The organism is Ruegeria sp. YKSF070, assembly GCF_059612725.1.
This window is the reverse complement of record NZ_JBXWRD010000066.1, coordinates 1-21176: the sequence shown is the minus strand read 5'-3', so window position 1 is coordinate 21176 and position 21176 is coordinate 1. Positions and strand designations below refer to the sequence as shown.

Here is a 21176-nt window from a genome sequence, read left to right as displayed (position 1 = left end):
GCTCTCCGGTGCTTGCAGCCAGCAGGCGGGGCTTCAGCTCATCGAAGGACGACAGCAGAAACCCCACAACCTCGTCGAGCTTGCGCATGCGGCGGGTGGTGTCGGCCGCATGTCGCGAGCGAGACGCCCCCAGACCGAAGGGCAGACGGCTGCTCGCCTCGGGGCGCTTCATCACGGTCAGAGTCAGCGTCTTGTCGCGCAAACCCGCGCGGCCGAGATGCGCGTACCATCGTTCGTCGACGGCAGCCGCAAACCCTTCGCCCGGAACGGGCGGCAGGGTCACATCGACCGCTTTCGACACCTTGTGCAGGTAGAAGGAGAACTCCGTCCCCACCTGCGCGACGATGCCAGCCAGCAACCCTCCGATCCGGTCGAGATGCCCGTCCTCGCTCGTGGTGCTGTTCACCCCTTCGAGGCGGATGCACTGCATCAGTTCGTTGCCGCGTGTCCGGATCGTTCGGTCGTTCACGAGGCTCACATAAGGCAGCATCATTGAGAGCCGCTTCTCGCCCTTGACCCATGCGGGTAGCGCGGTCAGCGGATCGATGGCGTTCTCAACCTCATCGGCAATTTCATCACGGGGCATAGCTGTCGCCTCCGTGGAGCTTGCGGTTTGTCGTGGGCGGGGTTTCCTGCAGGGTGATCACCAGGACATCGAGGAAGTTCGGATCCCAGTCCGCGGCCTTCCAGAGCGCCGGCCAGGCCAGCCCCGCGAACACAGCCACCACCCAGCTCTGTACCCAGAGGAACAGAAGCGTCGAGCCGAAGAGCCAGACCATTGCGTACATGATCGGCAAGCCCATCAGCTTGGGTGGCCTGAGAAGACCGATGAACACGCGGGACTGGTCAGCCATGGATGGAGCTCAGGTGGTCCAGATGGCGGCGACGATGGTGGGTGCTGCGGCGATGCCCGCGATTGCAACCACGACCCAAAGCGCCTGACGAAAGTCGAGGATGCCAAAGAGCCAGGAGAGGAACACCCCGATCAGTGCGAGCGTGCCAATCACGATCCCCAAGGGACCGGTGATCGCATCGACAATGCCTTGAAGCAGGGTCTGTACCGGCGAGAGGTCGATGCTCTGTGCAAGCGCTGGACCCGCCAGCACGATAAGGGCCATCGCGCCGAGCGCGACGATCGAAGGTCTCGATGTCATGAAAGATCTCCTCTGAGCCGCTCAAACACGGCAGTCACACGGGCCACATGCCCTTGGGTTTCTCGAAAGGGGGGGATGCCGCCGTGGCGTGTGACCGCCTCAGGGCCAGCGTTGTACGCCGCAAGGGCCAGAGAGCCCTCGCCGAACTGGTCGAGCATCATCAGCAAGTAGCGGGCTGATCCGTCGAGGTTCTGCGCAATGTCATGTGGGTCCACACCGAGATCGCGGGCGGTATCCGGCATAAGCTGGCCAAGGCCTATGGCACCGACAGGGCTACGTGCAGCCGGATTGTATGCGCTCTCGACTTCGATATTGGCCCGGTAAAGGAGCGCCCAATCAGTGACTGAAAGCCCTGCGCGACGCAGCGCACCATGCCCGGCATACCGCAGAGCCGTGGTCTCGATCGCATGGAGGATTTCTGGGGTGGCGCGGGCGGCGGATCGAGCCGGGATCGCTGTCTCGCTCGTTGCGTCAGGTACGCGAGGTTCTGCGAAGAGAAAAAGGCGCCCGTTTGTCTCTTGAGAAGAGGAAATCAATTGGCCGTCTGGGCCAACCGAAAAGATGAAACCGTCGGCCAGGGCCGGGGGCGCGGAACAAACGCCTGTACCCAAAGCAACGACGAGCGCAGTCGCGCGGTCAGCTGCCTTTGACCGGAGGCGCGGCGTGGCGCTCGCGGCCACCTTCTTCAAGTGGGATGCTAGCGGTCGAACAGCCCATGTCGGCCAGGAAACTGACAAGGCCAACGATGGTTTTGAAGTCGCGGAGCTTGAGGACGCTTCGGCTGGTGACGAGCATCTTATCGTCACGCCCATCAGTGGCGACGGCGCGGATGACCCACGAGCCGTACCAGCTGTTATGGCGCTTCTCTGCTCTCTCCTTGCAGACCACCTCAATGAGGTAGCCCTCGGCGAGCAAGCCGCGCAGTCCGTCTTCTGTAACCACATTCGGGGCTTCTTCTATCATGGCCTTCCCTTGGGTCCTTGTTCTGCCTGGGTGCAGTATCAGGCCCACGGGGTCGCAACACCGTGAGCGATACAAAACAACATTAATGATAGCAAGACAATAATAACGTGTTGACGGAGTTCGCCTTGCTCCGATAACGGTGATAGCCGACAGAATGATAATCTTAAAGGCGGCAAAGGAGTTTTGCCCTGCGCTTGTTTATTGCGCGCAACGCACCGTTGCTGTTCGCGTTCCTGCTTGGAAGCATGCCGATAGCCGCGGCAGCAGATTGCGTACCTCCCGAACGACCGTTCTTGCCTCAGTCGCAAGAAGACATGCGTGCCTACGCCGATCTGATCAGAAGCGATTTCGAGACCTACATTGCCGATGTACAGGACTACTTCCGTTGTCTCGACGCCGAGCGCGCTCGCGCCTTTGTTGAGGCGAGGGAGGTCAGTGATGACTACGCCAGGTTCCTGAATGCTGTCGAATAGAGGTGCTCGGCCATTTCTTTGAGACCGTCAACTATCACCGCATTGTGCCTAACTTCGTGTGTCTTTTTCGGGAAACAGCCCGGGCATCCAGCGACCTGCATACTTGGCAGGGAACGCCAGCTTGAGCGGCGCGCGGGTCGAGGTCGATGACAAAGCCCCCGCTTCAAGTAGCGCAGATGTCACCCGCCGCGCGGTGCGATCACTCGTGCCAAGGATGGACTCGACCTCTCCACGTTCAATCTGTCCCTGATAGAGGACGGCTTTCAGCACGGTATCGGATTTTGGAGGCAACGCCCCGGCGCGGATTTCTTCTTCGGCCCAGATCAGGATACGGTCACGCAGCCGATCAGGCCGCATAAGACTTTCCATGAACTCTACCTGGTCAATGCAGGTGCGCAGGAAGAAGCCGGTGAAGGAAGCAAGCGCGGCTTCGCTGAGCGTCCCACGCCCGTCGCGATCTCCACGGCGAGGACCGTCGCAGGATGCCAGGTGCTCCTTGTAGGCGGCCTCTTCACGTGCAAGCCCGCGCGCCACAGACCAGAGGCCGCGTGTATCGAGCGTTCTGCGCAGCATGGCGTAAGACATGAGGCGGGCAACACGCCCGTTCCCGTCGAGGAAAGGGTGCACCCAGAGAAGCCGGTGATGCGCGCAAGCCGCAGCTAGGATTGGTTCGATCCTGCCTTGGAGGTTGTAAGCCTTGTGCATACGTTCGAGAAATCGCGGCACCGCGCCAGGGCTGATGGCAACGTGCCGCCCGACTTCAACGTAGCGCGTCCGCAACTCGCCGGGCACAACAGGTATTTTTTCGCCCGTCTTCGGGTTTTCGACGAAGAGAAGCTCAGGCGGCAGCAGCTCGCAGAAGCGGCGATGCAGCTCGATAATGGACGCGGGCGCGGTTGGCTGTTCCGCCATGCCGTCCTCGTCGATCCATTTCTGGACCGCCACATGTGCTTTGGCTTCGAGCTGAAGGTTCCGCTTCTTGGGGTCGGCGCTGTAGTCGCCCTGCATCGCGCGTTCGATGTCGATGGGATGGGTGTCGTGCCCTTCGATGAGGTTACTGTAGTAGCAGTTCATCGCCCGCACGAGATCTGCCAACGCCTCCGAGACGGAAGAAGGCAACCCGCTCCGGAACGCGGCAGACTTTTCTGCCAGCTCGAGCGCGAGATCGTTTAGACTTGCGCGCGCGGGAGCGCCTTCAGAAACTATGAGAGGCTCGAAAAGTCCTACCGTTTCTCCATCGTCCGGGGTCGTCACTTGTCCTGCTTTCTGGCCGCTTTGGTGGCCATGAATCATCTCTCCTAAAACCACAGACTATCATGAGGTTGCCGACTCATAAAGTGGCATCCCGTCCGCCAATTTGGCCGGTTCTTTGGCCGCAAATCCTCCGCGGCCCGCTGCTAGGCTCGAGAATATGATGAGCGACAAAGGCATGACTTGCGCGCAACCATCAATCAAATCTCCTTGCTATCATTAATGTTGTTTCGTATCGCTGCACCATTATAGATGGAGTCGGCATCATGAAGCACGTGATCCACGGCGTGGCCACAGCCACGGCAATAAGCATATCCGGACTAATGGCCTCGTCCGCTCCGGCTCAGGCCTATCAGGTGGACTGTGCAATCCTCCTCTGCCTTGCGGGGGGCTGGCCTGCCTCCGCACACTGCGCGCATGCTAGAGCGGTCTTCATTCGGCGGATCACGCCATGGCCGATCGAGCCGCCCTTGCAAATCTGGCGGTGTCCGATGGGTGTGTCGTTCAACGATCCCAACCCGATGTCACCCATGGAACGCCTTTATGACATCACGTTCCGCGATCCGCCCGAACCGCAGGAATCGACTCCAATCCCCCTTGTCCGCGTCCAGGCGGATGAACAAGCAGACATCGACATCTCAGGCGACGCCTTTGACTTCGTTCGAAGCATCCGCGTGTATCACATCCAGTACCGCCAGCACGAAAACCGAGATGGCGACTGCAATCGCAGCGACTCGACGCGATTTGGGTCCTACGGCGTGCAGGGTGACTACCGATGGACAAGATCCACCGTGGGCCAGGTGCCAGCCGCATCCGGCCTGAGCATCCCGAATGGATGTGGCAGCTACTTTTACCGTTCCGTCTTCGTCGACTGGCGTGACCACGCCGGGAACTATGGTTCTGAAGAAGTTCGCTACTGACAAAATCTGCGCGCGGTTTTGCCGCGCGCGTCATCTCAACCCCGCACGGGAGGCTGTGCAAAACCCCTGAAAAGGAGACGACGCCAGACCGTGAAGCCTGACGCCGTGCTAGAAAACTCCGTGAACAAGAGTTTCCTAGCGCACCGCTAAAACACCTGCAACCAGCAAAGTTGTTTTGCTGGCAAGAATGTTGTTGTCTCACGACATGGCGTCGGATCTCCAAGGAGACCTCGACCATGGAACCTACGACCGGCTTGATCCTGCGACGGATTACGCAGACAAATCTCTCTGTTGCAGCGCACAAGCTTGCCACCCTCATCCTCGACGCCATCGCCTGGAAGGATGGCTACAACGGTTTGTCGCGCGGAACGGCAGCCTTCACCCTCTCGGCCCTGGCGGAGAAGATGGGTGTCTCACGGCAGTATCTTGCGGTTCTTCTGAACGAACTTGAGGCTTCGGAGTTGCAGCTCGAGCGGGCGAAGCCGAATGGCAAGTTCGCGCCCTGGATCTTTCGGTTTTCCGCTTTCGACGAGGAGAGTGAAACCCATGATCTCGTGTCAGGTGAAGGCGACACATCACTATCTAGAGATAATAATAACAAAACTATCTTCTCAGGGCTGATCGATATCACCGCGAGTTCGAACGTTTTTCAGACCAGTTGGGCAGAGCTCATCAAAGCAGCGAAGGCCACGTTGCCCTGCTGGAACATCGACACCCAGGTCATCTGGGATCGCTTCCTCGCCTTCAACCGGTCCCGAGGCAACGGCAGGGTGCCGGCCGGCTTCCTGCTTGGCTTCATGCGCCGATGGCGAAATTCGTGGGGAACTCCAACTCGTCCCGCGGTCAAGCCGCCCGCGAGACCAATAACGGATCCCAAAGAGCGCGAATTGCTGAGACAGATGCAAGCCGCACCAACTGCGAACCGCCAGTTCCACGCGTCCGACTTGTGTCGCTTGATCGGACACGCTGCCTACGAAGCGCGGGTACTCGATGTGATCCGCAAGTTTGGGTGCCAGAGGTTTTCAGCAACTTTGGCGGTGCACGGAAGAGCGGTGTTGGCAGGGGAAATATCCAGGTAGGTTCAGTTGCCAAGCTTTGGAGCCGGGAAAACCCCGCTACAGCTTCAATATCCGATAGTGAAGTTTATGTTACGTCGCTTGCTGTATCGACATCTGCACACGGTTTGCTAAGCCAAATCTGCTAACCAGCAGAAACGTAGAGCAAATCAGTCCAATCCTTCAGGCCATCAATCCTGAGGGCTGTTGCCAGCATCGAAAGAAAATCCCTTCTTTCGTCTCGTCATCCAGGAGCGCGCGCCCCGGCATCTTCAAGATCCACGGATACTTCCATCGACAACACGTCGCTGGGTCTGCCGTGGAAACTGCCCGTTACTGGAGCAACCTGCTCCATCCTTCTCGCGACGGCGACGGGTACGAGATTGGTGGAGCCGACCGACCTGTTGGTGGGATCAAACGGGATCCAACCCGCTCCGGGAACGAACACCTCGACCCAGGCGTGTGTGGAACCGCTTCCCACTGTTCCGACCCGGTCCCCCGAGGGATTGAACAGATATCCTGATACAAGCCTGGCCCCGAAGCCTAGTGTCCGGGCGGCCTCGGCGAACAGCACGGCGAAGTCCCGGCAGGATCCCCATCCCCTGTCGAGGGTCTCCAGCGGTCCTTGCGTTCCCTCGGTTTCGCGGCTCTGATAGGAAATGCTGGCCGTGATGCCGTTGCTGATGTCCTTCAGCAGTGACAGCGTGTCTGTTGGCCGTGACATGACATAACTTTCAACCCACGCGGACAACCGCCCCGCGGCGTCCGCGTATTGCGGCGTCGCCAGCGAGCCGAGGTCGGTCCGGTCGTCGCTGGAATAAACAAATGGGTAGGAGGCAGCGTCGGCAGCGATCGGGAAAACCGGCCAGACAGGCGCGCTCAGGTCCACCCACGCGCGCGACCGGATCGAAAGCGACTCCGTCATCTCGTCGAACTGAGCCGTCGCGATCGCATTGCCGGCAACGTCGTTTGACCAGTCGATGCGGGCCTCGGGACTGATCTTCAGGTCGAAAGACGTCAGACTGAGATCCCGGGTTTCCCGCGGACGCAACATCAACCGATGCGGGCCGAGTGAAACAGCGATGCGATACCGATAGCAGGTTGTGTGCGTGAGGGTGATCGATGGCATCGGTGAGACCTACGACAAACGACCGCCGGAACGTCGGCGCCCATGTCCGCTACCCTCGGAAATAGCCGCGCGCCAAACGGCAGACCCCTTGCAACGCGAACATATGCGCTCAACGAACCCCTCGCTCCAGAAGCGCGACCTGCACTTCAAACAGAAGCGCTCGGCGGCAACGTCGGCCGCTGCCCTCGGAATCTCGAGTTCCTCGTCCGCGAACTTGATCGTCATTTCCGCTCCTCGCGTTTCCTCAGTCGTTCCATGTCGCCAAGGGCCCGTTTGATTAGTTTCTGAAGGCGTTCATCTCCAGCCTCGGGGGTCGATGCGTAGCGAACAAGAAGAAAGCGCCATTTCTCCATGACTTCGACCCATGTCCGCGCAGGCTCTGCCAGCATCTGATCTTCGAGACTTCCGAGGCCAAGTTGCGACGAGAGCGTAGAGGGTGGCTGGCTGTTCGCAGGGCGCCGACGCATCTCTGTTTCGCGCTGGTCGGCAGCGGATCTGTGACCGTCGAGATTGATCGGGTGATCGGTCAAAACCGAGCCCCTTCGATCCATTCGAACAACGCACTCGGTTGGATCGGGAAGCATCTGTCCAACAACGGCGTCATTCTCCTATGCCGGGACGAGAACTTCCAGAGAGTGGGCCGGAAATACCTGCATCCGTCCCATTTCGTACCCCCTTCGGCTTGGAGGGGCCAACTTGCCCTGCCTGCCTATTGTCCGCCTCCGGCAAGCCGGGCCTGGAGTAAAGATGTCGCAAATGCGCCTCGGAGACGCCGTCCGCCTGCATAACGAGACGGATCATCGGGTCGGCAAGCATCTCCTCGAGGAAGAAATCCGTCAAGGCATTACCGGTCAGCTTGTCCCTCGCGCGTGCGTGGTCGAGGTCGGCAAGGGAAACAGTCAGGATTCTCTCCAGTCCAGGATGCGATGTCCGGGGATGAAGCTTCACCAAGACGGAGGCTTTCCAAGCTTCGGGGTCCACTTGATCCGGGGGAGACGCCAGTTCCGTTTCAATCTCGTACTCGCCCGCCGGAAGCGTTTCAGCAAAGCCTGGAACGGTGAACGGTCGGGAGAAAACCGCGATAGTCTTGCTCGTCAGATCTTCCATTGGCGCTGTCCTTTCGCTTGTTTCTTTTGTTGCTGTGGGTGGTCCGCGCCCCATTTGAGTATAAGATGCGTGGCCCGTGGACGTCTCAAGATGTCTTGGATTTCGCTGGTATGTCCTTGCCGGCAGGCTTGGACTCGTTCTCCTTGGCAGGAGTCTTAGCTATCTCCTCAGGCTTCGGATTCATTGCAGCCGCAGCCCGGGCAGTCAGGTCCTTGAAAGACATGTCATCGATCCTTTGATTGACCGACGGCAACTCCCCGTCCATGTCGGACCGGAACGCTTGGCGTCGGTATTATGTATATGGGGACTGGCGAACGGACTTACGATGTCCCGTCGCAAAAGAAACCAAGGTCAGGTCAACTCATCTGTCCAGACGTTGAATTGCGTCAGCGTATTCGGCCCGAATGTCTGGGTCAGAGGCACATCGGCGGCGTCCCGACCGCGCGCGATCAGGATCCTTCCCATGCGCGGGCTGTTGTTTCTTGGATCGAAGACCCACCAGCGGCCACCCAGAAAGACCTCCATCCAGGCTGCGAAATCGTCGGGGGCGTGAGGCTCCGGTTGACCGAATTCGCTCAAATAGCCGGTGCAGTAACGCGCCGGGATGTTCATGCAGCGGCAGAAGGCGATGGCGAGATGGGAGAAATCCCGGCAGACGCCCTGCCGACCGGCCAGCGTTTCGGACGCGGTTCTGGTCGCGCTCGCCTGCATGTAATCGAAGCGGACATGCCTGTGCACGAAATCGCAGATCGCCTGAACGCGTGCCCAGCCAGGCGGGGTATTCTCGAAGCGCCGCCATGCCTCTTCCGAAAGAAGATCGGTGTCGCAGTAACGACTGCCGAGAAGGTAGACCAAGGTTTCGAAGGGCAGGTCCTGAACGGCGTGCTGCGCGGCCTCGGTCGCTGACGGATCGGGCAATCCGGTGTCGCGAAAGATCCCGTCGGTGGACAGGGTGAAGTCTCCCGCCGGCGCCACCATCCGCGTGCACCAATTGCCGAAGCCGTCGCGATAGCTTTCCAGCGGCACGCTCGGTTGCGTCACGAGATAGTCTGCACGCTCCAGATCGCCGAACCGCGAATAGTGCACATTCAGCATTGCAATGAGCGGCGTCGGCTGGGTCAGCTGGTAACGCAGGCGACAGCCTATCCGCAACCGCATGCCAGCCGTCTCGGCCGGGCGCGAACTGGGGGCATTATCGTCCAAGAACGCACGCCCCGTCAGAAAGTTGAAAGCTCCGGTCGCAACGCCAGCGGTTTCCGGATCGATCGAGATGGGCATTTGCGGGCAGGTCGATCGCCACACAGGCGTTGTCCACCGCCTCGAAACCCCGTTCGCACCGCCATCCCGGACCGTAGGACTCTTGATCCAGAAAGGCGTTTGCCGGAAGTGCCACGGGATCACAGCGGCCATCGATCTCGAAAAAGCCCCTTTCGCAGGCCCATTCGGCACCATAGTCCGAATTTGTGAGGTAGCCGTTCTCGGGAACTGCAATCGGAATGCAGGCGCTCGCCGACGGTGTGAAACCGCGGTCGCATACCCACCCGGACCCCGACGTGTCTTCCGTGAGGTATCCATGTTCCGGAAGGACGATTGGCACGCATGTCTCACGATCCTGCCGATATCCGCGATCGCACTGCCAGTCGTATCCCGTTGATCGCAAATAGGCATTCTCGGGGATGGGGATCGCCTCGCAGGACGCACCACTAATTTCTTCGTACCCGCGGCGACACGCCCAGCCTGAACCATATGTCCGCCCGGTAGCATAGGCGTTGTCGGGGATGTCGAGAGCCAAGCATTCGGCACCGTCCACCCGAAAACCGAGATCGCAGTCCCAGCCCCCACCATAGTTCCGCGCCTCTGCGTTGTCTGGCATCGGTCCAGTGCCGTCTTGAGCAAAGACTGGGAAGGCCACAGACGCAATGATACCGGCCACGACAGCCAGCCTAGAGATCAGTCGTGCTAGCGAATTGTTGTTTTTCTTCTTGTCCTGTCTGATCGGCTTTTCCCTTGCAGGCCAAGCTTTGCCAGTCGCCGTTTTTTCCTTCAAAGAACCCAGGCAGTGTGTTTCAGTTTGGCTCCCGGGGCGGGTGAAGCGCGGTTGCGTATCCTCGAAATCGGGTCTTGGTGGCATGCCCTCGTTTTCTGCCGCCTGAATCGGGAAGTCTTGCGGAACTGTAAGGCGGGCGCGGTTGGTCATTTTTGGGACAACTTTATTAAAGCCGCAGCCGCAAGGGCATGTTCCTTCTGGTGGTAGTCACCGCGAAATTTGCCATCGACCTTCACCTCCCAGATCCCGTTTCTTTCGAGTACCTGAACCCGATCGTGACGAGCAGGTCGCTCCTGAAAAGGGCCCAGTCGTTCCTGGCCTTTCGGCAAGCCGGGTTGCTCGTCGGTCACGTCCGGCTCCTTCGCTTTCGGCGCGCGCACGTCTACGAGGAGCATCACGGCGCGAATGAATTCTTCCGCATAATCATCGGTTTCGCGGTAGTCATGTTCATGCCGCGCCATGCGCATCGGCTCGACGAACCGTTCTCTCAGATGATCAATAAATCGCGGCTCGGTGCGGGCCATGAAAGCGATCAGGGCTTGAAGCACCTTTTCATGGGCGAGTACACGCCGTTCGAGATCGGTGGTCTCTGCGGCTGTCCTGGTTAGATGTTTGACTGATGTCATAGCGTATTGTCCTCCTCGCTGCGCGGTGCGACGTTGGATGTCGTGTCCTCGAGTGGGGGCAGGCAGGCCCTCGCCTCATCGCGATCCATCTCTTGCCATCCACCTACCAGCCAAGCGCAAATCGTGCGCTGACGCAGGTTAGGGGCACGGAAATTAAGTGGGTGTGTCTTGCTCAGAAGCGGAAAGAAACCGACCTCGGTGGTCCCGGTGTCATTGACGTGCTTCCCGCTTGATACCCTCTATTCATGCTTGAAACCCTCCACCATGAACCTATCGGCCTGCTTCGACCTCCGTCTGTGTCACGATTGGCGTCGCGGGGTCTTGCGCTGGTCGGGCCCTGCCGATTGACGCCACGCCACCGTCGCTTGGAACGCTGCCTGGATCGCGGATCGGGTCTGCCTCGCCCTGCATGCCACGCAGGAACTGGAACAGATCGCTGTCCGTCGTCAGGACAAGCGTCGTGTCGTCGGAAATCATGTCGCCGTAGGCCTGCATTGTTCGGGTGAAATCGTAGAATTCGACCGAAACGGCATCAACATTGTAGGCGCCCGCATAGATTGCTGCTGCTGCGGCATCGGCGGCACCGCGGATTTCCTCGACGGCGCGATAGGCTTCGGACTGGATCTTGTTCAGATCCCGCACCCTGTTGCCTTGAATACGGGCCGCTTCACCGTTGCCTTCGGACAGGAATCTTTCGGCAATCTGTCGGCGCTCCGAGATCATGCGGTCATAGATCTTGGGTCGTACGCTCTCATTGTAGTTTATGCGCTTGAAACGAATGTCGAGAAGCTCAATCCCGAAGACGCGCACCTTCTCCGCCGCCGCCTCGAAGATCTGCTGCTCGACCAGCGCCCGCCCCTTCGTGATAGGAACCAGTGCGCCAATGTCCTGCGCAAGCTCCTGATCAGTCAGAAGCGTGTCCCGAAGCGGCGTCCGGCCCCTGGTCGTGCGCACAATCTCGATAAGTTCGTGCTTGGCGACAGCATTCCGCGTCTCGCTGCCGAGGATATCATCGAGGCGCGACTGGGCGCTGCGTTCGTCGCGCAGGCGCAAAAAGTACTGCAGAGGATCGGTGATCTTCCAGCGCGCAAAGAGATCGACCGAGATATAGAGCTTGTCCTTGGTGGGCATGTCCGATGGCGAGCCGTCCCACTCCAGAACCCGGCTGTCGATCCGGTTAACCTCCTGAACGAAGGGGAGTTTTATCTTGAGACCAGCCTCGGTGATCGGCGCGCCGACCGGCTTGCCGAACTGGGTGATGATGGCCTGTTCGACCTCGCCGACCGTGTAGACGGCGGATGACGCAGCGACGACCCCGGCAACCGCGATTCCCGAGGCAATGAGCGAAAGGGTCTTCATCGTTGCTCTCCTGTCTGTCGATCAAGGTTCAAAAGCGGGAGGATGCTTGCCGTGGACCCGTCGACAATGATCTTGGAACCAATTCCCGGCAGAACATCCTGAAGGGTTTCGATGTAGATCCGGCGCCGGGTAACTTCGGGCGCCAGACGGTATTCCGTCAGGAGCGCCGTGAAGCGTGCCGCATCGCCCTCGGCTTCATTGATCCTCCTCAAGCGATAACCATCGGCTTCGCGGATCCGTTGGTCCTTTTCGCCTTCGGCTAAAGGTATGACGCGGTTGTATTCACGGCGGGCCTCGTTGATGATCCGCTCTTTTTCTTGCTGCGCCTGATTGACCTCGTTGAACGAGGCCTGAACGGGTTGGGGCGGATTGATATTCTTCAGCTGCACCTGATCGATGCTGATGCCCATCGCGTATTTGGTCGCGAGCGCCTGCATCTTCAGCAGGGCTTCGCTTTCGATTTCCTGGCGCCCGACGGTGATCACCTCGTCGACTGTGCGGTCTCCCACGACTTCACGCATGACGGACTCCGAGACGTAACGCAGGGTCGCGCTCGGCTCGCGCACTTCAAACAAGAACTTCCGGGGTTCGGAAATCCGGTACTGCACCACCCACTCCACGAGCGCGGCGTTGAGATCGCCAGTCACCATCTCGGTCTCGCGGCGACCGTCCGTCGGGCTCTGATAGGGATCGGAGGCACCCGGAGTCGTGAACCCGAACTCTTGTTTCAACTGGCGCTTGACCGGGACCAACGTGGTCACGTCGATCCCGAACGGGATCTTGAAGTGCAGCCCCGGAGGGACCTCGGCCGCGTACTTCCCGAACCGTTGGACAATCGCAACAGAGTCGCTCGGCACCGTGTAATATGAGGACCACGCCCCAAACGCCGCAAGCGCAATGGCGGCCCCGATTGCAAGACGCTTCACCGGTGGCAGACCGTCCGGCAGGATGCCGTGCAGCCGATCCCGGCCCCTCCTGAGAATTGCGTCAACCTCAGGGGGAACGCGGGTCTGCTTGTTTTTCCAAGGTCCGCGATGTTCCGGTCCATTGTCATCAGATGGCATCGCAAGCTCCTATCTCAGTTTTGGCACTCGGGGCGATGCCTGGCTCGCGCGTTTGACGGTGCGAACCGTTTTGCGCCATCACATCGTCGGCTCTGAACAGCATGACCTCAGAGTTCCAGTTCCTTCAGGCAGGCTTGCGCAATGTCTCGGTCTGGGGCATCGGTTCCTGGCATCGTCGCCCAGCCGGCTGTCATGAGAGCGTCGCGCCTCTGGTAGGTTGAGGCTGCCCGGATCGTTGCAAGCTTGTCCACCCGAGCCGGGTCTGACCGCGCCATGTCGAGGCAGACCGGTACCATTGAGGCGACGACATCGTTACGGGACATCGCCACCGCCCGGTCATTCGAAGTGCCGCCGGTCACCCAGCCACCCCATGTAAATCCGACGACGCCGACAAAGACAGCACCGATCACGGCACCATAGATGCCAGGTTTGAGCCATTCGGGAGTATTCATTTCAAGTCCTCCTGCGGGAAAAGCGCCGCCTCGCTGTGATTGTTCGTTTCGCTTGTGGTTGCATCCCGGCTCAGCGCCGCTTTCAGGTCGCTGTCGGAAATCGCCCGTAATTCTGTACGTCCCGCATGACCGCCCCTTCCGCGCACCGTCAGGTAGGTCGCCGTCCGGCGATACGCCTCAAAGCTGAGCCCCTGGAGAAGCTCTTCTTCGACAAGAATTTCGTAGTCGCCCGCAGGCAAATCGCCCGGGTATCCCGGCAAGGTGAAAGGGTTCGAAAACGTCACCGTCGATTTGGTCGACCGCATGGTCATCTCTGATCTCCGCGATGTTGGCAGATTCGTCGCTCATCACTGTCGAGGGCACCTTGGAGACCCGGCCTGACCAGTCGAACGCTTTAGTGTCTTGTACATCGGGATCGTCCGACTGGCGCTGACGCATGTTAGTCCCTGGCACCGAACCTGCTGCGACCTTCCCGGGGTGCAGTCGCGCGCACTGACCTGTGTAAGGGCGGGGAGACCGACCCGCGCGTATCCTTTGGCAAACAGGGGCGATCTGCGTTCCTGCAACCAAGGAATGGAAATACAATGGCCGACCCCAATGTACTCAACCCGCACCCACCCGAGTTCGAGCGATTTCTCTATGCATCGGTCGGCGAGGACCGAAACGGATATATCGTGACGGTCCTCTCCACGCTCGCGCGGCTTGGCCTCGATCCATGGAAAGAAACCGCTGAACTGGTCATGCTGGGGCGCGACGGCGCGCGGGCACGATTGGGGACGCTGCTTTCCGGATTTCGGGACGTTCCTGCGCTCGCCAGCGATTACGGCAGGATCGCACGAGACCTGAGCCAGCTGCTTCCCGAAGGACCGACATCAGGTGCCCTGCAGCGCGCTGCCTCGACGGTGGCCGATGGCCGCCCGGGAACAAGCGGAGCGATCTGGGCGGTGCTCGCGATCATCTTTGTGCTATTTCAGACGTTCATGGTTGGCGGGTCGGGGTCAGGCGAATGACCGTATCAACCGCGACCGAGAGGAGACCGGCACATGCTGCGCACAAGTCTGGTACGCTTTCTCCACACGAACAGGGCATACTCTGGGACATGGAGGAGCACTTCTGGACCAGTGGCGCCGAGAACGCGCGGGCAACGACAGCGACCAACGCCGTCATGGTGTTCCCCTATCCGCCCGGCATCCTCCAGGGCGACCAGATCTGGACCCATCTTCGGGAAAGGACAGGCTGGCGCACCGTTGTCATGGCCGAACGGCGCGTCACGCGGTGTCGTGATATCGCAATTCTCACCTATCGCGTCTCGGCAGAGAAACCCGATGTGCCGATCTACAAGGCCCTCTGTGCCTCAACCTACCTCAACGATGACGACAGATGGCTGCGGATTTCCCACCAGCAAACTGCAGTGAATTGAGAAGCGCATGGGCAACCGACCTGCCGCAGGCGTCGGGGCTAACCTGCGTCAGTGCGGCGGGGCGCCGACTCCGTTTAGGTGAGACGTGCCGCCGAACATTCGGTGGTGCATTTTTCCGAGTACCCGAGAAGCGTGTGGGCGTGTCGATCTCCAAAGGACGGCATGTCGACACGCTTCTTATTCTCGGAGCGTCCAGGAAAGGACAATTCCAATGACTCCCGAACAGAACAAGACTGCCGAGAAGATGAAGTCCGTGAAGGCCGCGTGGGACAAGGCGCCCTCCGGCCCGAAGAAAGACGCGGCGCTGAAGCACTACCAGGCAGCCGAGAAGGCCCACACGGCGAAAAACGACGCCGAGACCAACAAGGAACTCGATGCGGCGAAACACGCCCTCGCTTAACCTCCGGCGTCTGATGTGATCACCGGGGCCGCCTGCCGAGCAAGAGAGGGCGGCCCTCTCATTTCAGGAGCGGCCCGGCGGTCTGATCCAGATATGCCGGATCGAACTCGGCAAGTTCCACCAGCCCGCCATAGTCGTGAAACGTCACGCGGCCGTCCCGAAAGGTCACCAAACCACTCTCGCGAAGCTGCCGTAGGACGCGGTTCACATGGACCGCGCTCAACCCCAGCGTATCGGCGAGGTGATACTGCGTGAGCGGGCAATCGAACCCTTCCTTGCTGCCTATGCCGACCAGCGCAAGCCTCGATTTCAGTTCCAGCAAGAAATGCGCCATGCGGGCGTCCGCATCACGTCGACCGATCCCGACGAGATGCTCCACGACCATCGCCTCGTCACGCGACGCCGCCCAGAGGATGGCCGTCGCAAGACGCGGCGTCCGTGCGAAGGTACCGAGAAGATCGCTCGCCAGCACTTCGGCGGCCTCGATGTCCACGATAGGTTCGAAGCTGTGATCCGACGTGCGCAACAGGACGCTGCGCAGTCCCAGAAAATCCCCCGGCACCTGGAAATCGACGATCTGCCGGGTCCCGTCGGCCTGCAGCTTGTAGGAGCAGACCCAACCCGACGACAGAATGTATGCGGCCTGGGCCGATTGGCCCTGATGCACCATATCACGTCCCGCGACGAAGGAGCGGCGACGCTGGTGCAGTCGCTCAAGCACGGCCAGTTCGACCTCCGACAGAGCGACGAAGGCCGAGAGCTTGCGGGTCAAAGGGCTGTGTTCTGCTGATGCCATGGAGGCTCCTGGCGTGTCGCGACCCAAGAGCGGAAATCGACTCGGACACTGCTCTGGATCAGTCCAGCATAGAGCACTTCCTGCGAGAAGTACGGATGTATTTGAACCTCACATTCCCGAGGGTTCACGATATCAAGGAAGGAAACCCGGATGTCCACCGCGAGCGAACATGCAGGTCGGGCCGCCCTGTCAATCTGCGAAGCGCTCCTGCTTGCCATGAACGATCTCGGATTGCTGTCGGAGCACGAGATTGTGGGGGTTCTTCGCGACGCCGCGGCGACCCATGAGAATGCCGTTGGCACCGAACTCGAAATAGAAAGCCACCGGGCCGTCGCCGAATTGATCAACGCGATCATCGCTGGCGGAAACTCGGTTCGACGCTCGTGATGCAATACCGCGGCGGTCTTGATCCGCAATCTCGAAGAATAGCCCCACCAGGTTGTCGCCGCCTTGCGCGCATCCAAGCCGGGCATTCGAACAAGGTACTTACGCCCGACAATCCGCGACAAGGAGCACGTCGATGTCATTCACTCCCCTCCACGACCGGGTGCTCGTTCGCCGCATTGAAGGCGACGAGACGACCAAGGGCGGCCTCATCATTCCCGATACTGCCAAGGAGAAGCCTCAAGAAGGCGAAGTTGTCTCCGTTGGTGCGGGGGGAAGGCGCGAGGACGACGAGCGTATCCCGATGGACGTCAAAGCCGGCGACCGGATCCTGTTCGGAAAATGGTCCGGCTTAGAGATCAAACTCGATGGCGAAGACCTTCTGATCATGAAGGAGAGCGACATTCTCGGCGTGATCGCCTGAGTCCGAAACCTTTCACATCAACCTCAGTCTCAGGAATTCACATCATGCCCGCAAAGGAAGTTCGATTCAGTACCGACGCCCGCGATCGCATGCTTAAAGGCATCGACACGTTGGCCAACGCCGTAAAGATCACCCTCGGCCCCAAGGGCCGAAACGTCATTCTCGATAAATCCTGGGGTGCGCCGCGCATCACCAAGGACGGTGTGACCGTCGCCAAGGGGATCGAGCTGTCGGACCATTTCGAGAATATGGGCGCCCAGATGGTCAAAGAGGTCGCGCAGCGCACGAACGACGAGGCTGGCGACGGAACCACCACGGCAACCGTACTCGCCCATGCGATTGTCCGGGAAGGCATGAAGTCGGTTGCGGCCGGCATGAACCCGATGGATCTCAAGCGCGGGATCGACAAAGCCGTCGCTGCGGTCGTGGCCGAGATCAAGACCATGTCCAGACCGGTCGGCGACAGCGAAGAGATCGCCAAGGTCGGGGCCATCTCGGCCAATGGTGAAGCCGAGATCGGTCGGCAGATTGCCGACGCGATGGCCAAGGTCGGCAAGGAAGGCGTGATCACCGTCGAGGAAAACAAGGGGTTGGAGACTGAAACCGAAGTGGTCGAGGGCATGCAGTTCGACCGCGGCTATCTGAGCCCTTATTTCGTCACGAATGCTCAGAAAATGGTCGTCGAGCTGGATGACTGCGTCGTCCTGCTTCACGAGAAGAAGCTGACCTCTCTCATATCCATGGTGCCGTTGCTGGAGGCTGTGATTCAGGCCGAGAAGCAACTGCTGATCGTGGCCGAGGATATCGAGGGCGAGGCGCTGGCGACGCTGGTCGTCAACAAGCTGCGCGGCGGATTGAAGGTGGCGGCCGTCAAAGCACCAGGCTTCGGGGATCGCCGCAAGGCGATGATGGAAGACATCGCCGTGCTGACGGGCGGTCAGGTGATTTCCGTGGAAATGGGCACCAAGCTGGAGAATGTCACCATGGACATGCTCGGGTCCGCCAGAAAAGTCACGATCACCAAGGATGACACGACCATCATTGACGGTGCCGGCGACAAAGGCGCGATCGCGGCGCGCGTGACGCAGATCCGGGCGCAGATCGAGAACACCACCTCGGACTACGACAAGGAGAAGCTGCAGGAACGGCTGGCCAAGCTTGCCGGCGGCATCGCCGTTATCCGGGTCGGCGGGGCAACCGAGATCGAGGTGAAGGAGCGCAAGGACCGCATCGACGATGCGCTCAATGCCACCCGTGCCGCAGTTCAGGAAGGTGTCGTGCCCGGCGGCGGCGTGGCCCTGGTTCATGCCGGCAAGGTTCTGGCATCGCTGAAGGGCGAGAACGGCGATCAGGATGCCGGCATCAAGATCGTCCGGCGCGCGATCCAGGCACCGCTGCGCCAGATTGCCGAAAATGCCGGGGTCGACGGATCGGTCGTTGTTGGCAAGGTCATCGAGAACGACAGCCGGAGCTTCGGTTTCGACGCGCAAGCCGAGGAGTACGTCGACATGCTGAAGGCCGGCGTTATCGACCCGACGAAAGTCGTTCGGATCGCACTCGAAAACGCCGCGTCCATTGCCGGGCTATTGATCACGACCGAGGCGATGGTCGCGCAAAAACCCAAGGAGGGCGGCGCCGGTAACGAAATGTCCGATATGGGTGGAATGGGCGGAATGATGTGAAGATCTGCGTCCCTTGGTCACGAGCCTCAGGACGCGAAACCAAATTCTTGAAGGACTTGAACACGGATCAATTCGTTAAGCAAATCCAGAACTAGGAGAAACTCAAATGACCAAAGGTGACAAACGACGTGGCAACCGTGAAGCGAAGAAGCCTAAGAAGGTGAAGGAAAAGGTCGTTGCAACAGCCGACTTCACGAAGGGCAAAACCTTGACCAATCTAGGCGAGCACAAGAAGAAATAGGTAGAGGGCCAAATGATTGGCTATCACTGAATACGGAGCCTGATGGCGGCGGGACACGACGCGCATAACACTTTGGCAGAGCTTCCGCTGCGCAAGGCTGCACCTCTGAGACGAGAAGCACTGGAGATTTCTTTCATTCGCGGAGGCCCGGACGCTTGCCGCCTGAGCCGTACGCGACGCGGCTGAGGCGCCGGCAACTGCTTCTCGCGGTCAACGCATCCGCTTTGCGATGACAAAGACTCTGTCGACCCCAAAAGGTATGCTTCTCCCGTGATCGATACTCATCAAGGCCTGCCCCACGAGGCCGCCGACAGTATAACGAAACCATTCGCACGCTTCCTGAAGATCGAAGCGGCAGCTGGTGGACTCCTGCTCCTGGCTGTTCTGCTGGCTTTGGGGCTGGCCAACTCACCGTGGCAAGAAGGCTTTCTTCGTTTCTGGGAGACCCCCATCGGCCTCACATTCGGCTCGTTGGATTTCACCCGCTCTCTGCGGCACTGGATCAACGACGGTCTGATGACCCTTTTCTTCTTCGTGCTTTCTCTGGAACTCAAGCGCGAGTTGGTGCTGGGCGAATTGCGGAACCCTCGACAGGCCGCCCTGCCGTTCGCAGGCGCCTTGGGTGGCATGGTCGTGCCGGTCTCTCTGTATCTTGCGCTGATGTCCGGCCAGCCCGGCATACATGGCTGGGGAACCGTGATGGCAACCGATACGGCCTTCGTGATCGGGTGCCTGGCGCTCTTCGGAAGCCGGATCCCGCCCACCTTGCGATTGTTCCTGCTGTCTCTGGCCATCTTTGACGACGTCGGTGCTATCCTCGTGGTCGCCTTCGGTTACGGTGAGGCGTTGAACTGGTCGGCTCTCGGATTGGGCTTTCTGGGGATTGGTATCGTCGCAGGCGCGTCGCGCCTCGGGATCAGAAGCGTACCGGTATATTTCCTTCTGGGGGCGGCAGTCTGGTTATGCTTCGACGCTTCCGGCGTCCACGCGACTATTGCAGGCGTCATTCTGGGCCTGATGACGCCAACGCGCATATGGGTGAGCGATGCCCGCCTGCGTGAGATCCTTGGGCGCGTACTCGCCGTTCCGACCGGCGAACGTCGACAAGGAGATGCCGCAAGCCACCGCGACCTGCGTCAAGCCGGCAGAGCGGTCACTGAGTCGCTCTCACCAGTCGAACGGCTCGAGATGATGCTGCACCCCTGGGTCGGCTTTGCAATCATGCCGATCTTCGCACTGGCAAATGCCGGCATCACGATTCAGGGTGCCGATTTCGTACAACCGGTCTCGCTGGCGATCATTGTCGGCCTCGTGTTGGGAAAACCGATCGGCGTCCTCGGGTTCAGCTGGTTTGCCGTACGATCCGGCCTGGCGCAACTCGCGCCGGGCTTGTCGTGGCCCTTCATTCTGGCCGGCTCTTTTCTGACGGGGATCGGTTTCACGATGTCGTTGTTCATCGCAGGCCTCGCATTCGACAGTTCCGTCCTGAATGCGGCAAAGTTGGGTATTCTCGGCGGATCGGCGCTCTCGGCGATACTCGGCATCTCGCTTCTGATTTGGCTCATATTGCGAATGAGGTGACGAAAATACTTAGCCGATGCGCTGCGCGACCTCGTTCATGTACCCTTACTGTCCATCGTCGATTTCGACGCCGATCAGTTCTGAGATGCTTTGCTGCCCAATGTTGCTGCAACAGCCGACGACGCAGCGCAACGTGCAGCAACTGCCTGCAAGGAAGGGAACACGAATTGGAACGGCACGGGAACCGGTATGGGCCTTGGCTGGCTCTGCGCCCTGCTGATCCTCGTACTGGTGATCTTGGCCATAGAGGCACCGATCAAACTTCTTCGACAATAGGCGGAAGCCGGAAAGGGCGCCCCGCCGTCCAGACACCGATCCTATGCTATACTGCGCATGCAGTAGTGAGGCCTGTTTATTAGGCGACCCTTAGGGGTGCAACCTAGGAGGACGAGAAGATGAATTGGAACGACATGGGCTTCGGAATGGGTTTCGGAATGGGGTTTGGCTGGCTGTTCGGCCTGTTGATCCTTGTGCTGGTGGTTTTGGCCATAGCGGCGCTGATCAAATATCTTCGGAAATAGGAAAAAGGACTTCGCAATGACCTACACGATCAATCGCGTGATCTCCGGCGCAGGTATCGACGACATTGACTCTCGCGCTCGCAAGGCGCTGGCGGATCAGGGTTTCGGCGTTCTGACCGAAATCGAC

General features: G+C 59.8%; 28 protein-coding genes and 1 pseudogene. 12 read left to right on the top strand and 17 right to left on the bottom strand.

What is annotated here, in order from left to right; translation table 11 throughout:
* The 5 genes and pseudogenes from AC2FL1_RS21240 to AC2FL1_RS21220 form a co-directional block, all read right to left on the bottom strand.
* Window positions 1-586: pseudogene (locus AC2FL1_RS21240) on the bottom strand (VirB4 family type IV secretion/conjugal transfer ATPase); the annotation flags it as partial.
* A complete protein-coding gene (locus AC2FL1_RS21235; protein ID WP_009574151.1) occupies window positions 576-854 on the bottom strand; it encodes a VirB3 family type IV secretion system protein in 279 nt (92 codons plus the stop codon). The pseudogene AC2FL1_RS21240 and the gene AC2FL1_RS21235, both read right to left, overlap by 11 nt.
* Window positions 855-863: 9 nt before the next feature.
* Window positions 864-1154, bottom strand: coding sequence for a TrbC/VirB2 family protein (locus AC2FL1_RS21230; protein WP_054540759.1), 291 nt, complete (start codon window positions 1152-1154; stop codon window positions 864-866).
* On the bottom strand, window positions 1151-1834 hold the full coding sequence (locus tag AC2FL1_RS21225; RefSeq protein ID WP_028095511.1) for a lytic transglycosylase domain-containing protein: 684 nt from the start codon (window positions 1832-1834) through the stop codon (window positions 1151-1153). The genes AC2FL1_RS21230 and AC2FL1_RS21225 overlap by 4 nt, the downstream gene beginning before the upstream one ends.
* On the bottom strand, window positions 1791-2117 hold the full coding sequence (locus AC2FL1_RS21220) for a hypothetical protein (RefSeq protein ID WP_496878229.1): 327 nt from the start codon (window positions 2115-2117) through the stop codon (window positions 1791-1793). Before AC2FL1_RS21220 ends, AC2FL1_RS21225 begins: the two co-directional genes overlap by 44 nt.
* 218 nt (window positions 2118-2335) lie before the next feature.
* Between AC2FL1_RS21220 and AC2FL1_RS21215 the strand changes: the two genes are divergently transcribed.
* Window positions 2336-2590 carry a hypothetical protein gene (locus AC2FL1_RS21215; RefSeq protein WP_496878228.1) on the top strand — a complete coding sequence of 85 codons (255 nt, stop codon included), beginning with the start codon at window positions 2336-2338 and terminating at the stop codon, window positions 2588-2590.
* A 48-nt stretch (window positions 2591-2638) separates the two neighbouring features.
* Here the strand turns inward: AC2FL1_RS21215 and AC2FL1_RS21210 are convergent, their stop codons facing one another.
* Window positions 2639-3883, bottom strand: coding sequence for a Fic family protein (locus AC2FL1_RS21210; RefSeq protein WP_496878227.1), 1245 nt, complete (start codon window positions 3881-3883; stop codon window positions 2639-2641).
* Between the two features lie 281 nt (window positions 3884-4164).
* Here AC2FL1_RS21210 and AC2FL1_RS21205 point away from each other — a divergent pair, with 281 nt between their 5' ends.
* Together AC2FL1_RS21205 and AC2FL1_RS21200 are read left to right on the top strand one after the other, a co-directional pair.
* A complete protein-coding gene (locus AC2FL1_RS21205; protein ID WP_496878230.1) occupies window positions 4165-4761 on the top strand; it encodes a hypothetical protein in 597 nt (198 codons plus the stop codon).
* Window positions 4762-4997: 236 nt separating this feature from the next.
* Window positions 4998-5840: a hypothetical protein gene (locus AC2FL1_RS21200; protein WP_288959733.1), complete on the top strand. Its 843-nt coding sequence runs from the start codon at window positions 4998-5000 to the stop codon at window positions 5838-5840.
* Window positions 5841-6060: 220 nt separating this feature from the next.
* On the opposite strand, the gene AC2FL1_RS21195 is transcribed toward AC2FL1_RS21200, so the two are convergent.
* From AC2FL1_RS21195 to AC2FL1_RS21150, 10 genes are all read right to left on the bottom strand, one after another.
* Window positions 6061-6945 carry a transglutaminase family protein gene (locus AC2FL1_RS21195; protein WP_496878226.1) on the bottom strand — a complete coding sequence of 295 codons (885 nt, stop codon included), beginning with the start codon at window positions 6943-6945 and terminating at the stop codon, window positions 6061-6063.
* A gap of 221 nt (window positions 6946-7166) precedes the next feature.
* Window positions 7167-7475, bottom strand: a complete 309-nt coding sequence (locus tag AC2FL1_RS21190; protein WP_143100574.1) for a hypothetical protein — start codon at window positions 7473-7475, stop codon at window positions 7167-7169.
* 70 nt (window positions 7476-7545) lie between these two features.
* On the bottom strand, window positions 7546-8052 hold the full coding sequence (locus tag AC2FL1_RS21185) for a hypothetical protein (RefSeq protein WP_496878225.1): 507 nt from the start codon (window positions 8050-8052) through the stop codon (window positions 7546-7548).
* A gap of 351 nt (window positions 8053-8403) precedes the next feature.
* On the bottom strand, window positions 8404-9210 hold the full coding sequence (locus tag AC2FL1_RS21180) for a transglutaminase-like domain-containing protein (protein WP_057821670.1): 807 nt from the start codon (window positions 9208-9210) through the stop codon (window positions 8404-8406).
* A 34-nt stretch (window positions 9211-9244) separates the two neighbouring features.
* Window positions 9245-10249, bottom strand: a complete 1005-nt coding sequence (locus AC2FL1_RS21175; protein ID WP_496878224.1) for a hypothetical protein — start codon at window positions 10247-10249, stop codon at window positions 9245-9247.
* Window positions 10246-10725, bottom strand: a complete 480-nt coding sequence (locus AC2FL1_RS21170) for a hypothetical protein (RefSeq protein ID WP_496878223.1) — start codon at window positions 10723-10725, stop codon at window positions 10246-10248. Before AC2FL1_RS21170 ends, AC2FL1_RS21175 begins: the two co-directional genes overlap by 4 nt.
* A 270-nt stretch (window positions 10726-10995) precedes the next feature.
* The gene (gene hflC, locus AC2FL1_RS21165) at window positions 10996-12084 is read right to left on the bottom strand and encodes a protease modulator HflC (protein WP_108641810.1); all 1089 of its coding nucleotides are present in this window, start codon (window positions 12082-12084) and stop codon (window positions 10996-10998) included.
* Window positions 12081-13148, bottom strand: a complete 1068-nt coding sequence (gene hflK, locus AC2FL1_RS21160; RefSeq protein ID WP_496878222.1) for an FtsH protease activity modulator HflK — start codon at window positions 13146-13148, stop codon at window positions 12081-12083. Before hflK ends, hflC begins: the two co-directional genes overlap by 4 nt.
* A 107-nt stretch (window positions 13149-13255) precedes the next feature.
* Window positions 13256-13600: a hypothetical protein gene (locus AC2FL1_RS21155; RefSeq protein WP_073038017.1), complete on the bottom strand. Its 345-nt coding sequence runs from the start codon at window positions 13598-13600 to the stop codon at window positions 13256-13258.
* Complete coding sequence (locus AC2FL1_RS21150; RefSeq protein WP_057821646.1) at window positions 13597-13911, bottom strand: hypothetical protein; 315 nt, start codon at window positions 13909-13911, stop codon at window positions 13597-13599. Before AC2FL1_RS21150 ends, AC2FL1_RS21155 begins: the two co-directional genes overlap by 4 nt.
* A gap of 273 nt (window positions 13912-14184) precedes the next feature.
* Between AC2FL1_RS21150 and AC2FL1_RS21145 the strand changes: the two genes are divergently transcribed.
* The 3 genes from AC2FL1_RS21145 (at window position 14185) to AC2FL1_RS21135 (ending at window position 15420) form a co-directional block, all read left to right on the top strand.
* Window positions 14185-14610, top strand: coding sequence for a hypothetical protein (locus AC2FL1_RS21145; protein WP_057821644.1), 426 nt, complete (start codon window positions 14185-14187; stop codon window positions 14608-14610).
* Window positions 14607-15020, top strand: a complete 414-nt coding sequence (locus AC2FL1_RS21140; RefSeq protein ID WP_234983221.1) for a hypothetical protein — start codon at window positions 14607-14609, stop codon at window positions 15018-15020. The genes AC2FL1_RS21145 and AC2FL1_RS21140 overlap by 4 nt, the downstream gene beginning before the upstream one ends.
* Window positions 15021-15231: 211 nt before the next feature.
* Window positions 15232-15420, top strand: coding sequence for a hypothetical protein (locus AC2FL1_RS21135; RefSeq protein ID WP_057821640.1), 189 nt, complete (start codon window positions 15232-15234; stop codon window positions 15418-15420).
* 58 nt (window positions 15421-15478) lie between these two features.
* Here AC2FL1_RS21135 and AC2FL1_RS21130 read toward each other — a convergent pair whose 3' ends face one another.
* On the bottom strand, window positions 15479-16216 hold the full coding sequence (locus AC2FL1_RS21130) for a Crp/Fnr family transcriptional regulator (RefSeq protein ID WP_057821638.1): 738 nt from the start codon (window positions 16214-16216) through the stop codon (window positions 15479-15481).
* A gap of 150 nt (window positions 16217-16366) precedes the next feature.
* On the opposite strand from AC2FL1_RS21130, the gene AC2FL1_RS21125 reads away from it, so the two are divergent.
* From AC2FL1_RS21125 to AC2FL1_RS21100, 6 genes are all read left to right on the top strand, one after another.
* Window positions 16367-16603, top strand: a complete 237-nt coding sequence (locus tag AC2FL1_RS21125) for a hypothetical protein (RefSeq protein WP_057821636.1) — start codon at window positions 16367-16369, stop codon at window positions 16601-16603.
* A gap of 133 nt (window positions 16604-16736) precedes the next feature.
* The gene (locus tag AC2FL1_RS21120; RefSeq protein ID WP_057821634.1) at window positions 16737-17024 is read left to right on the top strand and encodes a co-chaperone GroES; all 288 of its coding nucleotides are present in this window, start codon (window positions 16737-16739) and stop codon (window positions 17022-17024) included.
* A 44-nt stretch (window positions 17025-17068) separates the two neighbouring features.
* Complete coding sequence (groL, locus tag AC2FL1_RS21115) at window positions 17069-18706, top strand: chaperonin GroEL (protein ID WP_496878221.1); 1638 nt, start codon at window positions 17069-17071, stop codon at window positions 18704-18706.
* 106 nt (window positions 18707-18812) lie between these two features.
* Entirely contained in the window at window positions 18813-18947 is a 135-nt protein-coding gene (locus AC2FL1_RS21110) for a hypothetical protein (RefSeq protein ID WP_264464704.1), read from the top strand.
* 270 nt (window positions 18948-19217) lie between these two features.
* The gene (gene nhaA, locus AC2FL1_RS21105; RefSeq protein WP_496878220.1) at window positions 19218-20528 is read left to right on the top strand and encodes a Na+/H+ antiporter NhaA; all 1311 of its coding nucleotides are present in this window, start codon (window positions 19218-19220) and stop codon (window positions 20526-20528) included.
* A gap of 395 nt (window positions 20529-20923) precedes the next feature.
* On the top strand, window positions 20924-21049 hold the full coding sequence (locus AC2FL1_RS21100; protein WP_268888901.1) for a hypothetical protein: 126 nt from the start codon (window positions 20924-20926) through the stop codon (window positions 21047-21049).
* Window positions 21050-21176 lie beyond the last annotated feature (127 nt).

What these genes read in the sequence shown, in the direction of transcription:
- AC2FL1_RS21120 (WP_057821634.1), top strand. Translation starts at nt 16,737, where the DNA reads ATGTCATTCACTCCCCTCCACGACCGGGTGCTCGTTCGCCGCATTGAA.
- AC2FL1_RS21145 (WP_057821644.1), top strand. Translation starts at nt 14,185, where the DNA reads ATGGCCGACCCCAATGTACTCAACCCGCACCCACCCGAGTTCGAGCGA.
- AC2FL1_RS21170 (WP_496878223.1), bottom strand. Translation starts at nt 10,725, where the DNA reads ATGACATCAGTCAAACATCTAACCAGGACAGCCGCAGAGACCACCGAT.
- AC2FL1_RS21135 (WP_057821640.1), top strand. Translation starts at nt 15,232, where the DNA reads ATGACTCCCGAACAGAACAAGACTGCCGAGAAGATGAAGTCCGTGAAG.
- AC2FL1_RS21210 (WP_496878227.1), bottom strand. Translation starts at nt 3,883, where the DNA reads ATGATTCATGGCCACCAAAGCGGCCAGAAAGCAGGACAAGTGACGACC.
- AC2FL1_RS21175 (WP_496878224.1), bottom strand. Translation starts at nt 10,249, where the DNA reads ATGACCAACCGCGCCCGCCTTACAGTTCCGCAAGACTTCCCGATTCAG.
- AC2FL1_RS21100 (WP_268888901.1), top strand. Translation starts at nt 20,924, where the DNA reads ATGAATTGGAACGACATGGGCTTCGGAATGGGTTTCGGAATGGGGTTT.
- AC2FL1_RS21200 (WP_288959733.1), top strand. Translation starts at nt 4,998, where the DNA reads ATGGAACCTACGACCGGCTTGATCCTGCGACGGATTACGCAGACAAAT.
- AC2FL1_RS21185 (WP_496878225.1), bottom strand. Translation starts at nt 8,052, where the DNA reads ATGGAAGATCTGACGAGCAAGACTATCGCGGTTTTCTCCCGACCGTTC.
- AC2FL1_RS21205 (WP_496878230.1), top strand. Translation starts at nt 4,165, where the DNA reads ATGGCCTCGTCCGCTCCGGCTCAGGCCTATCAGGTGGACTGTGCAATC.
- AC2FL1_RS21230 (WP_054540759.1), bottom strand. Translation starts at nt 1,154, where the DNA reads ATGACATCGAGACCTTCGATCGTCGCGCTCGGCGCGATGGCCCTTATC.
- AC2FL1_RS21110 (WP_264464704.1), top strand. Translation starts at nt 18,813, where the DNA reads ATGACCAAAGGTGACAAACGACGTGGCAACCGTGAAGCGAAGAAGCCT.
- groL (WP_496878221.1), top strand. Translation starts at nt 17,069, where the DNA reads ATGCCCGCAAAGGAAGTTCGATTCAGTACCGACGCCCGCGATCGCATG.
- AC2FL1_RS21130 (WP_057821638.1), bottom strand. Translation starts at nt 16,216, where the DNA reads ATGGCATCAGCAGAACACAGCCCTTTGACCCGCAAGCTCTCGGCCTTC.
- AC2FL1_RS21235 (WP_009574151.1), bottom strand. Translation starts at nt 854, where the DNA reads ATGGCTGACCAGTCCCGCGTGTTCATCGGTCTTCTCAGGCCACCCAAG.
- AC2FL1_RS21180 (WP_057821670.1), bottom strand. Translation starts at nt 9,210, where the DNA reads ATGCGGTTGCGGATAGGCTGTCGCCTGCGTTACCAGCTGACCCAGCCG.
- hflC (WP_108641810.1), bottom strand. Translation starts at nt 12,084, where the DNA reads ATGAAGACCCTTTCGCTCATTGCCTCGGGAATCGCGGTTGCCGGGGTC.
- AC2FL1_RS21150 (WP_057821646.1), bottom strand. Translation starts at nt 13,911, where the DNA reads ATGACCATGCGGTCGACCAAATCGACGGTGACGTTTTCGAACCCTTTC.
- AC2FL1_RS21125 (WP_057821636.1), top strand. Translation starts at nt 16,367, where the DNA reads ATGTCCACCGCGAGCGAACATGCAGGTCGGGCCGCCCTGTCAATCTGC.
- AC2FL1_RS21155 (WP_073038017.1), bottom strand. Translation starts at nt 13,600, where the DNA reads ATGAATACTCCCGAATGGCTCAAACCTGGCATCTATGGTGCCGTGATC.
- AC2FL1_RS21220 (WP_496878229.1), bottom strand. Translation starts at nt 2,117, where the DNA reads ATGATAGAAGAAGCCCCGAATGTGGTTACAGAAGACGGACTGCGCGGC.
- hflK (WP_496878222.1), bottom strand. Translation starts at nt 13,148, where the DNA reads ATGCCATCTGATGACAATGGACCGGAACATCGCGGACCTTGGAAAAAC.
- AC2FL1_RS21140 (WP_234983221.1), top strand. Translation starts at nt 14,607, where the DNA reads ATGACCGTATCAACCGCGACCGAGAGGAGACCGGCACATGCTGCGCAC.
- AC2FL1_RS21195 (WP_496878226.1), bottom strand. Translation starts at nt 6,945, where the DNA reads ATGCCATCGATCACCCTCACGCACACAACCTGCTATCGGTATCGCATC.